The following is a 15,525-nucleotide window of genomic DNA, read 5'->3' on the forward strand; positions in this document are numbered from 1 at the left end:
GCGATCAAAAGGTAGTTTTAGTGTCAAAGTTAATTTACTCATAGTAGGATTAATGATAACACAACCCTACACAATTGTGTAGGACAGTACGGGATCAATCCCGTGGCTCATGTTTCATCCAGGGGTTGAAACCCCCAGGCTCTCATCTTCAACTCAAACTTTTGTAGTTAATGGTTCGGTGGGAGAAAATTGTTTTTGTTCTTCACGAACGCGGGTAAGTACGTTGGGGTTTTGAGTTATTAATAGGCAGAAAGAGGCGATCGCTGAAGTTAATGTCTCGTGACCAGCAAACAGCAATAATAATATTTGGTCTTTCAATTCATCTAAAGGTAAAGCATTTCCATCTTCATCCCGCGCTTGCAAGAGTATTCCCAAGGCATCCTCACCCAAGTTTTGTTGTTGCTGTCGTTGCAAAACAATTTCTTCAATGTATTGGAGTAATTTTTGCCGACAACGCAGTGATTTTCCAAATTTTGTCCAAGGTAGTGATAGGGGAATGGAAAATAAACCTTTTACCCACTCTTCAAATAAACTGGCTAATTTTGTTTGGGAACCCCCATCACTACCCATAAATAAATGACTAGCAATATCAAAGGTATAATCACGAATTTGAGGATACCAAGTTAACGTACCCATTTTTGCCCATTTCTCCAGATAGCTAGCAGTTATAGTCTCCATTGTGGGAGCATAATTTGCTAAAGCTCTAGGTTGAAAAGTTTGTGCCAATAGTCTACGCCGTTGTTGATGGAGGCTGCCTTGTTGTACTGCTAAAGAGTTAGGGCCTAATAAAATCCTGGTACTTTTTGGCCAAGTAGCAGTAAAGTATTTATTTTCATTAGAAAACAGAAATTTATTAGCTTCTGCTCCAGCTAAAAATACTGTGGGACTGCCAAAAATATGACTTTTGTAGATTTTTCCGTACTTTTTTTCTCTTGTTTGGGCGAATGTATTATCTGTTAAGAAACTGATAGTTTCACCAACAAAAGGTAGACCAAAGTTTCCTGGTGGTAGAGGTAATAATGATTTGGTATTTGTGATAGTCATTTCAGTTATCAGTTATCAGGTAAGCATTCAGCCGTCAGCTATCAGCTATCAGCTATTACTTTTATTTTTTGATAAAAGCTTGGTTATTCAGAATTAAATCTTACTTACTACAAAAGCAAATTTTCAAGTCTATATTCATTATAAACCTTCTGCCTTTAAGCAAAAATCTTTGTATTCTATTTGTATTCTATTTTAATGAAAAGCGCAATAACTTCTGACTTCTGATACCATTTCATTTTAAGGATGTCACAAATAGTTTCAAAGTTTTCTGTATATAAAATCTCACTTTTGACTTTTGACTTTTGACTTTTGACTTTTTTAACAGGCCCAATTATCTTGCCACTTAACCGTACCCTCTTCAGCTAACAACCATTGCCGAGAAACTAAATTTTCTCGCTGCGGAATTTCAGTTTCATTTCCATTTTCATCCCGGTAAACAATTGCATATTTATAAGCAATTACTTTTCCTGCACTTTCATTAAAGGGAATTTCATTAAACCAAGTATTAGAATTAATATATTCTAACTGGTAAGCTTTACTAATATCCCAATTCCCCAATTCTGGACAATCTCCTGTTACTACTATTGCTTCTCCAGGATTAGTTGAAACTCCATTTAATTGCGCTCGGACGATTAATTTTCCCTTGACGCGATCGCCTAAATAATTAATCACTATCATCTCTTGTACGCCCAGTTCTAAATTATGTAATGCGCCATCTTTTACCTCAAAAAAACGCCTCGTTAAAATACAAATATATTCTCCATCTTCTAAATCAGTTTCTACCCTGTCTATTGTTACTGAATTACCTCGATTAATTGCTACAAAACAACGATAATCTCGGTAAAGTCGCACATAACAATAAACATCTTCAGTAAGATATTTTTGCCACTGACTTCCCAGAGAAACAGCAGGATTAATTCGACGTACTTTTGATAATAATTGAACATCCCGATAAATTGGTGTATCTGTATCCCATTTTTCCATAATTGGGCGATTATAAGGTTCTTCCCCACCATCTGTATCATTATAAAGATATTGCTCAGTACCATAATAAATACAGGGAATACCACGAGAAGTCATAATTAAATTAATAGCTAATCTCAAAATTCCTGGGTCTGGATTCAAATTTTGAAACCTGGGTATATCGTGGTTATCAACAAAAGTCACTAGCTCACTAGCACTATTATAAACATTATCTTTGTCTAATACTTCTTGAATAATATGAAATCCTCCCGGTTCACATTTTCCTAAAGCGCGTCGAATTGCCACACAAAAACCAAAGTCTAACATTGACATTCCAGACTTATTAGCAAATTCCAGAGATGCACCATCATAAGGTCCGCTAAAAATCCATTCTCCAAACACAAATACTGAAGGTTTATGACTTTTAATATCAGCATAAAATTCTTGCCAAAACCATAATGGCATATGTTTAATTGTATCTATTCGTAGCGCATCTACTCCACGGTCTAACCATAATTTAATTGCTGATTTAATATAATCTCTATAGTCAGAATTATTTTCATTAAAATCTGCTAATCCTGCCAATTCTCTATTTTCGACTTGCCATTTTTCATCCCAATTTTCTACTTCGCCATAATGGTGATACCAGTCGTTAACATCGTTATGAAAATCAGCGATTAAAACTCCATCATCAAATAATTGACCTTTTTTACCACCTGCATCTGGACTACTATGATTACACACAATATCCAAGATTATTTTTATTCCTAAATCATGAGCCGCTGCTACTAATTTGTCGAAAACTGTTTCCTGATTTTTTACTAAAGAAATCTCATCATCTTTGTCTACTAAACGAGGATTGAGTCGTTTAAAATCTTTCGCCCAATAGCCATGAATGGGAGCCATTTCAAATAATTCTTCTTCTATTTGTTCAAATAAAGGAGTCATCCAAATAGCTGTAATTCCCATATTTTTGAGATAGCCAAGTTTATCAATTATTCCCTGTAAATCTCCGCCCCAATATAAGCCCCATTTTTCTTTATTTGGGTCATATAATTTAGGGTTTGGACCTTCATTATTCCTGGGGTCTCCATCAAAAAAGCGGTCTACAATAATGAAATATATTGTTTCTTGACGAAACTCTATGGAACGAGTGAAAAGAAATTCAAAGTCGTTGTTGGTGTTATGTTTACTGTTAAATGTTTTATTTGTAGAATCTTTTGGCATTTTTGAGTCTTACTTTGGTTAAGATTATTTTGGTTTATTATTTGATACCAATTTTATAGCAGAAGTTAATACGAAAACAGAATGCGAAGATGTTTCAATCCCTAAAAGGTTGTCTGAGAAGTCTCATTTGCTATATAAAAGCCCCCTAAATCCCCCAAAATTGGGGGACTTTCACCAGCTAATGGATTCTTGTTCCCCCCAGAATTGGGGGGCTAGGGGGGCAAAATTCAGTATTAAACAACTTTTCAGATATCCTCTTAACTTCTTCCCTCTGACCTAATAATTAATAATTAAATAATTCTGGTTTAAAGCCTCCCCTTTTAAGGAGAAATAATATTTCCTTATATTCAATAAAGAACGGTTTTAACCAGGGGTAATTATCAATTATCAATTAATGAATTCTTCCTTCTTATCTTACCGAAAAATTGTGGTTTAAAGCCTCCCTTTTTAAGGGGATAATAAAGAAAAATTTTCATGATTAGTCAATCCTCTTCTTTTAAAGGAGAGGTAATTATCATTTTCTTTGTGGGTTTAATACCCCACCGTCTACACGGTGTTCAAAATTACTTGGGGGAGCGTAGACGCGGAGCGGCCCTTCGTTGACTATCCCCATGTAATTTTCCTCCTGTCTCCTGTCTCCTGTCTCCTGTCTCCTTCTTCAATAATTATTAATTATTAATTATTGAACGACTCCAATCTTCAACTTCATACAAAAAACGAGTTCCACCAATTAATTTCCGATTCACCGATTTACTCTGAACAAACACCACATATTTATCCAAATTGTTAGGCTTAATTCGCACTGTTGTACCATGAGGCAAACCTAAAATTTCTCGCGCAGATTCTCCCTCAAATAAATCTCCTGTTGCTCGATCCATTAAAATAATTTCTTTTTTCCCTTGAATAGTTTCGGTCTTCGTAAATTCATAAAAACCACGCCCTTTGTTAAAAGTTAAACCATTTTCTAGGACAAAGTTTTTAATCGGTTTATTCTCATCCACTTCTAAAACTTGGAACCTTCCCGGCGTAACAACTCGCAAATCTGCTGACTCATAAATACTGGTTTATTCTCGATTTAACATGGTATTAAAAATTTGATTTAAACCATGATTCATCCGCCCCATATCTAAAATTTATTGCTCATAATTTTGCAGCTCTTCATCTGAAGATTGTTGATAACAAACTGCTAAAAATAAATCATTAATATAAGCAAACTGGTCTAACTTGATATGAAAACCACCAGATTTTTCTGCCAATTCTTGATAAAACATTGTGGCATGGCGACGATTTAATGCTTGTACGCCATAAATTGTAATTCCCATATCTGATAATTTATTTACTTCTTCTCGCCAATTTAACTTCTGAGGATTTTGACTTGGTGGATGAGGAATATCGTCTCCAATTAATACTAAAGATTTGGTAGCTTTCGGAGTCCAAGCAAAAGATTGAGCTTGATGCAATACTAATTCATAACATTCTGGCGCGTCTCCACCACCTGTCTTTCCTACCCTTTCTACAAAGTTACAAATAGCATCGATATTTTGGGATAATTCTAGTCGTTTTGTTACATAAGTAGAGTTGCGATCGCAATAATCTCCATGAGCAATAATTCCAATCCGAATACCAGGAATTTCTGACATTAATCGAGTTACTGTATTTTGGATTTTTCGGCGTACTTGAGTTAGGCAAGGATACATACTGCCTGTTGTATCAAAGCTGAATACTACTTCTATATTATTAGTCATTTTTTTTATCCAATTTTTGACAAAATTTCCACAGAAAATCCCTCGGTTTCAGCCTATAAATTAGCTGCTACCAGTTATACCAATTTGATAAATATTTGCTACAAATAACTAGGTTATTTCTTAGGAGTCAGAAGTCAGGAGTCAGGAGTCAGAATGAATAGTTTTGATACCATTTATTAGGGAATAATTTATCTTTTTCTCTTGGTGCGCTACCAGGTGCGACTGGCGTCGTCGCGGGGTCGCACCGTTTAGTTCAAGGGATATCTCCTGCACTTGTCTTTTAATTTCCCTGATTATTCGTAACATTCTTTTTCCAAATTGGTATTAGATAAATTAGTCAGGTTGAAAAGCTTTCTTTTGTGTCTTATAGCAGGGAACAGGGAATAGGGAACAGGGAACAGTAGGGAAATTTTTTTCCTGTCTGAGGTCTATCATCCGCATAAGTCCTAAGCAACTTGTTCCTTGCTGTATATTTATATCTTAACCAATGTTGAACAAAACATCAATCAGGGTTGAAGAAAAAATCAATTAATTGATTTTTAGATTTTGGATAAATGCCGGTAGAGCGGGAACCCCTAAAATAAATTGAAAAACAACCATTGTTCAAGAGGAGAAATAATTGATAGAAGAACGTGCCTACTGGCTGGCATGGGCCAAAATCAGTGGTATAGGTCCAATAGCTCTACAACGACTCAAACAACAATTCGGGACTTTAGCAATAGCTTGGACGGCCAGCCCCAAAGAATTAGGCCAAGTGCCAGGGTTGGGCCGTCAGAAGATAGAGAAAGTAGTGGAAGAGCGATCGCGTCTGGACCCGAAACAACTGATAGAAGAACACAGGGCTAAAAATCCTGATTTCTGGACTCCAGCAGACCCAGACTATCCACGTCTGTTGCAAGAAATTCCTACACCCCCTGCTCTGCTATATTATCGAGGCATAGTTGACCCTCAAGAAATTCTAGGTATTACTCCGACGGTAGGAATAGTTGGTACTCGTTATCCCACTGAATATGGTCGTCGTTGGACTCGGAAAATAAGTTCGACCCTGGCAAAAAGTGGATTTACTATTGTTTCTGGACTAGCTATGGGAATTGATGCTGAGGCGCATAGTGCTTGTTTAGAAGCAGGGGGGCGAACAATTGCTGTTTTTGGTAATGGGGTTGATACAGTTTATCCCAAGGAAAATAAAACTCTTGCTGAAAAAGTGATAAAACAGGGGTTGGTGGTGAGTGAATATCCGGCAGGTACGAGACCAAATTCTAAACATTTTCCCCAACGTAACAGAATTATTGCAGGATTAAGTAGGGCAGTTTTAGTGATGGAAGCTCCCCAAAGATCGGGTGCTTTAATTACTGCAGATATGGCAAATGAATTTTGTCGAGATGTGTATGTTTTACCTGCTCGTTTAGATGACGAAAAATCTCATGGTTGTTTGCAGTTAATTAATCATGGTGCAGAGGTAATTCCGATTACTATGGATAAGTTATTAGAAATGTTAGGAGCAATACCACCGTTAGATATTGATGTGGTAGAACCTTCCGAACAATTATCTTTATTTGAGGAGAAAAGTCGGGATTCTATTCCAGATTTAGAACCTCTTTTAGCGAAGGTTTTTCAACATATTTCTAGTGAAGCTATTCATTTAGATTTAGTTGTACAAGCAACAGGTTTATCACCAGCAGATGTTTCTAGTTCTCTATTACAGTTGGAGTTATTAGGGTTAGTTACTCAGTTACCAGGAATGCGTTATCAAAAAAATTAATATAGTAGAGAATAGGGTATAGGAAAAAGTAGGGAAAATCGGACTGTATTTGATTCATTCTGTAGGGGCGTTAACGATAGTTATGGTGGTTCTGCGTAAGTCCTGATTTATATTGCTTGCTATAGATTTATTTTCATAAGTAAAGCCGATATAAATCTTTATGAAACAACCATGAAAAGCAGGGAATAGTCTGTAGTATTAATCATGGTATTTCATATTATTTATTATTATTTATAGCCATGGATAAATAGGTTAGGAAATAGACTGATATAGCCCTAAGCTTACAACCCAAATTTATTGTCCTAACCAAAAGATGTAGTGCTATACAGCAGATTCCATCTTTGTGAAATACACCCATAGCGATCAAGATGCTCGCACTACAAATATTTAATTGTTAATATCTGTACTTCATATACTTGAAATTTGCTGTAACTATCTTGAGACACTTTTCACTGTTGCCTATTCCCTGTTCCCTTTTTCCTGCTATATTTTGTGCAACTTCTGCCTTTTTTACTCAAGCTTGATGTTGAATATCAAATGATTACTAATTTTTTCCCTCTTCCTTCTTCCTTGTTATTTCTTATTTCTTAGGGCAAATGATAACTAAATTTTTACTTCTTCCTTCTTCCCTCTTCCTTCTTCCTTGTTATTTCTTATTTCTTAGCGTAAATGATAACTAAATTTTTACTTCTTCCTTCTTCCTTCTTCCTTCTTCCTTGTTATTTCTTCCTTCTTCCTTCTTCCTTCTTCCTTCTGAGTGCTACTGCCACACCGAAAATTATTTTTCCCACCTGCCCTAGAAATGAAATTTCTCAATTACCTCAACCTCCTTTATCTCAAACTCAACCAAGTATTCCTAGTCTGTGGTTAACTCAAGATTTTTTTGGTGAAGAACTTATTTATACTTGGTTTGTTGACCCCGATGATACTTCGGTAATTTTGGTAGTCAGAAAATTAATTTGGGATAAAAAAGGCTACCTAGAACGTTATAAATTTATTAACCATTTTGGTAATGTAGCTAGACAATATGGCTATAACTTACAAGTATGCGAACCTCGTAATAAAAAACCAATTGCTGCCTATTTTTGTGACTTTGAAACTGCTCCATTAAATTGTAATGTAGAAATTGATTATAGATTTGGTAGAAGTTTATTTCGTTCACCTAAAGGCTTTACATTTCCTCCCACAGTAGAGTGAATATTTATCATGACTAGATTTCTTTATTCCCAATTTTTCAAACAATTTTTAGAAGAATTATAGCAATTTCCATACTGGCGAGGTACAAAATTTTAGGTTTGAGGGAACACCGGATCTAGGAACGGGGAACAGGGAATAAAAATACGAAAATATCACTGTACCTCACGAGCTTGAGAAACGCTATACTATCAATTATTCATACAGTAAAAGTACGCTATGATGTACAGATAAATCCGATAAATAGATGTTGTGGTAATAACGAATATCTTTGTTTATTTTTGTCGTCAAAATTATCAGATGTAAACAAGCGATCGCTCCCTAAGTAATAATATTAAATTCGATAGTATTGGCATTATTTAGGATTTATAGCACAAGGAAGAAGAAAGAAGGAAGAAGGAAGAAGGAAAAATCTTACGTTGTCTGGGTTTTAAGCTTTTTATCTGTCTTAACCTTTCCTTCGACTGCTATAGCAATAAGGTGAAAATTTTAGGGGCAAACGGCCGTTTACCTCTACTGATGCTAGAAATTATATTACTCGGTAATATTATGTCCGCTTAATTAGTCAGAAAAAACTTTTTCCTCTCTCTCATTTTTGGCATTTTTTCCCTTTATTCCTTTTTTCATCTTCTCCAAATTTCGTTTATTCAGTATTCAAACAGAAATGATATAGGTACAAAAAATCAAAAACATAAAATTATATTTAATATTACAAGAAGTCATTAAAATATTTAACCAGATTTCATCTCAACAGATAGACGAATTTCTTGCCATAATTGCCTATATTGTTGAATAGTACTATCTCCCAGTGGGTAGAGAAAATCACTTTTTTCTAGAATATCTTCTGGAGGTAATAGCAAAGAATTATCTTTAATTTCTGAAGTTAATTCAGTTGGATTTATCCCTGGTATAATTGGAGAGGTAGTCTGAGTTATCAGAGACATTTGTTCTGCTATCTGAGGTTCCCAACAAAAATCAATCCATTTTTCTGTTAAGGAAGTCTCAACAGTAGCAGCAGGTTTTACCCATAAATTAGACCATAAAGCTGTACCAGATTTAGGTATTACCGCAGCAATATCTTTCCGTGTTTTAACCAATGGTAAAATATCGTTAGACCAACCAACAGCTAACCAAGTATCTCCAGTAATTAGAGATTGTAAATAATTATTGGAAGCGTAATATTTAACTTGTTGATTTAGTTTAACCAGTTCCGATTTTAAATTTTCAACTTTACTAAGATTTTTAACATTATAAGATTTACCCAATTTTTTCAGAGTTAAACCAATAACTTCTCTAGGTTGATTTAACAAAGAAAATCGATGGCGTAACTCCTCTCTCCATAGATCGCTCCAGTCTGTAGGTTGCCATCCCAAAGTTTTAAATTTATCAACTCGATAAGCAATTAATGTTGTACCCCATTGATAAGGTGCTGCCCAAATTTTTCCTTGGGGGTCTGCATAACCTTGATTATTACGCTTCACTAACTTTTGCCATTTTTCCGGCAATTTATTCCAATTTTGTAAAGCTTCAGAATTAAGAGGTTGAATTAATTCTTGTTTAATAGCATTTGCTAACCAATAATCTCCTAAAGTAACAAGATTAGCAATATTGATATTTGTTTGTTCTGTAGATGATTTTTGCTCTTCTAATAAAAGTTTTCTCTGCCAACTTTGCAACAGAGAAAATAATTCTGTTAAATTTTCTTGAGGATTAAAGTTTAATTTAGGCTGAGATGTTAATTCCCTCTTAAACTTTGACACCATTTGAGCAGGAATAGTGTTTTTTAACAGTTGAATATTTAAATCTCCCTGACCTTCACATCCTGCTAAAAATTCAGCTAAAGTTATTGCTGTAGCTCCGATTAAAAAATTCCGTCGCTTCACTTTTTCTGATTATTTAATATACGTTTTTCGAGATATTGACCAATCATTTTTTGTTCACCCGCACGGGAAATAATAGTTTGTCGTGTCCGGTATTTATGGCCGATTTGTTTAATTTCTTCCTCAAATACAGACCCATTGTACTCTGTTCTGAGACATAATGTGTTAGGGTCAGATAGATGATACTTAGCTATAATGGGGTTACTCGTGGCAAAACCGCGATCGCGATACAAAATTAAGCCTCGAACTCCGAATATTGTTGAACCTTCAGATTGTTTCTTACCTGATACGGAATCTTGACTAAGCCAACTGACTAATGAACCACAAATCATAGCTGTTTCAGGGTTATGTAGTTTATGGAGTTTGGCTAATTCTATAAGTTCTGGACTTCCTAGCTCGAGAAATTTAATTGTTAAATGACTGACTATTTCTTGGGTATTTCCTTCGGGTAAGGTATAGTAGCGTCTTTCGGAATGCCATTGGCCTTCGGAGCGTTGAAAATATTCAGTGACTCTTGAGTCTGCAATTTCTAATGTTTGTGTGGTGTTCTTTACGCCTAATTCCATTTAATTTTATCCTCTGGGTTGTTATAAATATCAAACTAACTGTGATTTGTCAAGTTTTTTGTTTTATTTGTTACTCTTTTTAATATATCGTGTTTTTTTAGTAGTTTCCGGAATGTTCATCTGGTTGATGTGGAGTTTGAGATGAGGGGTTGATTTGCGTGGATGGGTAGCTGTACAAGAGAAAGGGTGAAAAAAAATTGCTGAAGTTAAGTTTGGGCAAGGTTTAGAGCTTTGTTGAGAAGTATAGGCGATCGTCGCAATTTAGTAAATGCTTATTTGGCATTGAAGCTTCAACCAAAATGCTAATTTTTTCCCAACTTCAACCTTTCTTTTTCTGATAAATTTTCTTCCAGCATACTAATATTTTCCACAGGAATATTAACTTTAACTGCCTCACCAATAGCATATTGATTGAGATGAAAACGATTAATATTTTGCCTGCGGATAACTATCTTAGTTTTGTAAGTTAAACGCACAACATAACGAGTATCCGTACCAATATAAACAATATTTTCTACTATCGCTGAAAAATCTGCTTCTTCTGTATAAGTTGATGGGTAAATTCCTATTTTTTCCGGTCTGACAACTAAGGTAATAATTGTATCTATTGGCAGATGATTAACAGAGGGTATTAATAAAGGCAAATCTTCATCTACTAACACCAAACTTTTATCCTCTTGATGTGCAGTTATTCGCCCAGTTAAAAAGTTACTTTCCCCGATAAACTCAGCCACAAAACTAGTTTTTGGTTGTTCATAAATCTCCACCGGAGTTCCCACTTGTAAAACTTCTCCTTGGTGCATAACTGCTATCCGGTCAGACATTGTTAAAGCTTCTTCTTGGTCGTGAGTAACATAGATAAATGTAATGCCTAATCTTTGCTGCATTTGCTTTAATTCTAACTGCATTTCTTTGCGTAATTTCAAGTCTAAAGCACCCAAAGGTTCATCAAATAATAGCACTGCTGGTTGTTTAATTAATGCTCTTGCTAAGGCGACTCTTTGTTGTTGCCCACCAGATAATTGTCGGGGATAACGCTTTTCCATATCTGTTAATTTTACTTGAGTTAAAGTATCAGTTACCCGACGATTTATTTCTGGGCGCGAAATATTTTCCATTTCTAATCCAAAGGCAATGTTTTCTGCCACTGTGAGATGGGGAAATAAAGCATAATTTTGAAAAACTGTATTGACTGGGCGATGAAATGGCGGACTATTTCCCATTAGTTTGCCTTGAATATAAATTTCTCCCGATGTGGGCACTTCAAAACCAGCTATCATTCTTAATGTCGTAGTTTTACCACACCCAGAAGGACCGAGTATGGAAAAAAATTCTGATTTTTCTATCTGGAGATTGATGTTATTTACAGCGATAAATTTTTTTTGATTTTGACTTTTGAATACTTTGGAAATGTTGATGAGTTTGACGGTCTGAGATAGCATATTATTATGATTAATTCCAGTTTGATAAATATTTACTACAAATAGGTAGGTTGTTTCTTAGGAGTCAGGAGTCAGAATAAATGGCTTCGATCTTATTTTTTAGATCGGAACTTATCTTTTCTTTATAGTCAAAGGGACATCTATTTTCAACAATTAATAATTAATAATTAATAATTACCTCTCCTTGAAAAGACAGGGCTATTTCATTCTAAAGTGTGCCAGTTTATGTATTGACAAAACCACGTTATTTCAAGCTCTAGGAAATTTATCTTTCGCCGTCTGAAAATCAATAAATTCATTGCCAAAATCTAGAATGAAATGACCCTGTTGAAAAGAAGAGGATTGACTGAAAGGAAAAATTTTTCTCTCTTGGTCGATTGGATATGGCGTTAGCGGAGCGGCTCTGCAAGAGCGGGTCTCCTTGCCATCCCACCCTTCGGGAAGCTGCGAAGATCGACCGCTTGTTTCTCCTTTAAAGGAGAGGATTTTTACCTTAATTATTCTGTAAAGTCTTTGTAATTACCCAAATAATTCGTAACATTCTTTTTTGAAAATTGTATAACCATTGAAACATATATAGAAATATATATAAGGGATTATCCCTATTTTGGCCAGCCAATAAATGCCAATTAATATTTTCAGAAAGTCTGATATTTTTCAAGCATTTAAAATGATACTGTATAATATTTTGGCAGTCCTGCAAGGGTAATGGTATTGATTGAACTAAGGACAAATTACCTAATAATGTCAGCTGTTATTACTTCAGCTCCAATTAAAAGAAAGAGGATGTATTTTGGTTTCTTTTCTACTCACAGTTTTTTCCACTCCAGTTGTCCCTTGTTCCTCTACTCCCTTTACTATTACTATGCACCACTACCAATTTTTTTTGTTCGCTCTACCTACAGAAGTTAGTTTTATCTAGACCAAATATCTACAGATTTATCATTTACTAATTAATATTAATAAAACGAGCGATCGCTTCTTTAACTAAGGGATAATTTACTTGATTTTCTAAGTCTACATAAGGAACTTTACTTTGCTCAATAAATGCTTCTGTAACTCTGATTAATTGATTAATTTGAGGTTTTCTAGCATCATCTATTGCTTCACTTACTTTTTCATTTATATAAGAGTTAATTACCTTTTTCTCAGTTGTTCCTTGCTGAAAAATATTATTTAATTCAAACTGTAAACGTAAGTAACCTTCAGGATTCTTTGTAGACATAATTTGTTCTGCTACAAGGCTATTAGCTGAAGACTGAGAATTCATCAATATATTAATTAGTTTGATTGCCCATTCAGCTAGCCCCCATTCTACTATTTGCTTATAACTATATGGCTGGCTAGTTTCACCTGTGCCAATAGAAATTATCGAAATATCTTCTAGTTTATGACCTAGTTTAATTGCATGGGTTATTGCTACTAATGTGGGATTATTTGCTGCTATTCCTCCATCTATATGTGGTAGACTCAAATCTCCATTTTTCAATTCATAAGCTGGAAAATAAGTAGGAGCTGATGAAGAACTAGCACAAATTTCCCACAGAGGGAGATTGTCATACCAAATCGTCTGTTTAGGTATTTCCGGATGATAATTTACAAAAATAGTCGGAGATTCCAAAAACATATTGTAAGCTACAATTAATAAGTTTATTTCACTAATTTCCTCAAGTCTAATAGATAGGTTAGGACATAGATTGTTAACGAAGTCAGAAGTCAGAAGTCAGTAGGAGCGAATGGCCATTCGCTCCTACTGAAGTTATTTTTGTAACGGGGATTTAAGCCTCCCTCCAAAAATATTTCGCCTTAAAAAGCGGGGTTTTAGATCCAATTATTTTGATAATAATTTTGTAAGCATTCAGCTATTAGCGGTCAGCTATTCTTAGGCCATGTTGCACAAACAGACTTTTAATGAATAAAGCAAGTATTCGTTTAATTTCTACTACATTCTTAACCTAGAGATTCGTACTCTGAAGCTTTGATAAAATTGCTTTTTTCTTCTTTAAAGGTAATAAAGCTGATAGCTGATAGCTGACTGCTGTTTGCGCAGCATTCCGGAGGAAATGCTTACATAATTTTTAGACAGGGAAATGTTTTTCCTACTGTTCCCTGTTCCCTGTTCCCTGTTCCCTATTCCCTGCTTAATATAAATCTCTCTCTAAAGTTGAGCTAAAAATTACTAAGCACCAACTCCTAATTTAACTTCTGTCCAAGCTTCATCATATAGAATTGTGGCTTGACCAACATCTTGAATATAATCAAGTTTTGCAAATAATTCTGGTGGGGGATAAATTGCAGGATTATTCAAATCGGCAGCTTCGATTAAACCTAAATCTTTTGCTGTTTGATTTGGGGTTGCGTACTTAATGAAATTGGAAATTTTTGCCCCTATTTCTGGTTCTAAAATAAAGTTAATAAATTTTTCTGCTAGTTCTTTATTTCTACTTCCTTTAAGAATAACCATATTATCAGTTAAGAGAATACTTCCTTCTTTGGGAATAGCGTAACGAAGGTTGGGATTTTCTTTCATAATTTGGAAAATATCTCCACTCCATTCACAGGTTAAATCTACTTCTCCTTGGTCTAATAAGTTTTGACCTGTGTCGGGTGCAAAAGCAGCGATCGCTTCTTTATTTTTAATCAGAAAATCTCTAGCTTCATTAATTTCTTTAGGGTTAGTTGTATTGGGGTCATAACCAAGGGAAATTAAGGCAATTGCAAAGCTACTTCGCATATCATCTAATAGAGCAATTCTGCCTTTAAATTTAGGGTCAAACATAGTTGACCAACTATTAATTTCACCTTCAGTAGCTTTGATGTTATAGCCTATTCCCATTGTGCCCCATTGGTAAGCCATACTATATTTATTTCCAGGGTCGTAAGGAGGATTAATAAATTTTTCATTGAGATTTTTAATATTAGGAATATTTTCCTGATTTAGTTCTTCTAGCAATCCTTCAGCTACCAGAATTTTTACCATATAATCAGCCGGAAAAGCTACATCATAGCCAGGATTTCCTGGCTTGATTTTGGCATAGAGGTCTTCATTACTTTCGTAAGTGTCGTATTTAATTTTGACATTAAATTTATTTTCAAATTCAGTAATTACTTCAGGAGCAATATATGTTGACCAATTATAAATGCTCAGGACGTTATTATTGTTAATTCCTGAAGTATTAGGACTATTATTACTACAACCAATTGGCAAAATTACAGCCATAGTAAATAGCAGCAGAAAAGTCATCAGTTTTTTCATATTTACAGATATTTATTTAATCATTTTATATAGAATCCGGTTATACCAAATCTCAGGCATTCTTGCTACATATCCTTGAGACTAGGGAGTAGGAAGTAGGGGGTAGAGAGTAGGGTTCAAAAACATAAGATATTTTGGCTTAATGCCAATAATCCTTACAAAAATTATTGAACCACTATTATTACTTAATAACTGAAGTTGCATCGGAAGTATAACATTATGTTTGAGAATTGGTATTATACAGTAGATGTTGATAATTCTATCCACACTTTAATATTAAATCTCCCCATCCCCCCATCTCCCCATATCCCTACCTCCCCATCTGATATAATAAGTATTCAACCGGATTGAATATTAGGTGTTTTTTTGATTCCCTAATTCCTCAACAAAAAGGGCAGATATTACCAACATCAAAGAAGCTATTAACATCAAAGTAGATATAGCAT

Annotated in this window: 11 protein-coding genes; 2 read left to right on the forward strand and 9 right to left on the reverse strand. The window is 34.8% G+C overall.

The annotated features are described in order from the left end of the window. Window positions 1–153 precede the first annotated feature (153 nt). The 4 genes from F6K18_RS15465 to F6K18_RS15480 all read right to left on the reverse strand — a co-directional run bounded on the left by F6K18_RS15465 (window position 154) and on the right by F6K18_RS15480 (window position 4,979). A complete protein-coding gene (locus tag F6K18_RS15465) occupies window positions 154–1,044 on the reverse strand; it encodes a cytochrome P450 (protein ID WP_287522015.1) in 891 nt (296 codons plus the stop codon). A 318-nt stretch (window positions 1,045–1,362) separates the two neighbouring features. Further along, window positions 1,363–3,234, reverse strand: coding sequence for an alpha-amylase family glycosyl hydrolase (locus F6K18_RS15470; protein WP_287522016.1), 1,872 nt, complete (start codon window positions 3,232–3,234; stop codon window positions 1,363–1,365). Window positions 3,235–3,902: 668 nt separating this feature from the next. Continuing rightward, window positions 3,903–4,274 carry a hypothetical protein gene (locus F6K18_RS15475; protein ID WP_287522017.1) on the reverse strand — a complete coding sequence of 124 codons (372 nt, stop codon included), beginning with the start codon at window positions 4,272–4,274 and terminating at the stop codon, window positions 3,903–3,905. A 93-nt stretch (window positions 4,275–4,367) separates the two neighbouring features. Then, window positions 4,368–4,979, reverse strand: coding sequence for a vWA domain-containing protein (locus F6K18_RS15480; protein ID WP_287522019.1), 612 nt, complete (start codon window positions 4,977–4,979; stop codon window positions 4,368–4,370). A 619-nt stretch (window positions 4,980–5,598) separates the two neighbouring features. Between F6K18_RS15480 and dprA the strand changes: the two genes are divergently transcribed. Next, window positions 5,599–6,741: a DNA-processing protein DprA gene (gene dprA, locus F6K18_RS15485; protein WP_287522021.1), complete on the forward strand. Its 1,143-nt coding sequence runs from the start codon at window positions 5,599–5,601 to the stop codon at window positions 6,739–6,741. Window positions 6,742–7,410: 669 nt separating this feature from the next. Further along, on the forward strand, window positions 7,411–7,938 hold the full coding sequence (locus F6K18_RS15490) for a hypothetical protein (protein ID WP_287522023.1): 528 nt from the start codon (window positions 7,411–7,413) through the stop codon (window positions 7,936–7,938). A 728-nt stretch (window positions 7,939–8,666) separates the two neighbouring features. Here F6K18_RS15490 and F6K18_RS15495 read toward each other — a convergent pair. The 5 genes from F6K18_RS15495 to F6K18_RS15515 form a co-directional block, all read right to left on the reverse strand. Further along, entirely contained in the window at window positions 8,667–9,818 is a 1,152-nt protein-coding gene (locus F6K18_RS15495; RefSeq protein ID WP_287522025.1) for an extracellular solute-binding protein, read from the reverse strand. Next, entirely contained in the window at window positions 9,815–10,381 is a 567-nt protein-coding gene (locus tag F6K18_RS15500; protein ID WP_287522026.1) for a phycobiliprotein lyase, read from the reverse strand. Before F6K18_RS15500 ends, F6K18_RS15495 begins: the two co-directional genes overlap by 4 nt. Before the next feature lie 302 nt (window positions 10,382–10,683). Next, window positions 10,684–11,823 (reverse strand): ABC transporter ATP-binding protein, encoded by a 1,140-nt coding sequence (locus tag F6K18_RS15505; protein ID WP_287522027.1) that lies wholly within the window; start codon window positions 11,821–11,823, stop codon window positions 10,684–10,686. A 949-nt stretch (window positions 11,824–12,772) separates the two neighbouring features. After that, window positions 12,773–13,450 carry a patatin-like phospholipase family protein gene (locus F6K18_RS15510; protein WP_287522029.1) on the reverse strand — a complete coding sequence of 226 codons (678 nt, stop codon included), beginning with the start codon at window positions 13,448–13,450 and terminating at the stop codon, window positions 12,773–12,775. A gap of 552 nt (window positions 13,451–14,002) precedes the next feature. Further along, entirely contained in the window at window positions 14,003–15,079 is a 1,077-nt protein-coding gene (locus F6K18_RS15515) for a spermidine/putrescine ABC transporter substrate-binding protein (RefSeq protein WP_287522030.1), read from the reverse strand. Window positions 15,080–15,525: the final 446 nt, after the last annotated feature.

The sequence above is a fragment of the Okeania sp. SIO2C2 genome (assembly GCF_010692625.1).
In the GTDB taxonomy this organism is placed as follows: domain Bacteria; phylum Cyanobacteriota; class Cyanobacteriia; order Cyanobacteriales; family Microcoleaceae; genus Okeania; species Okeania hirsuta.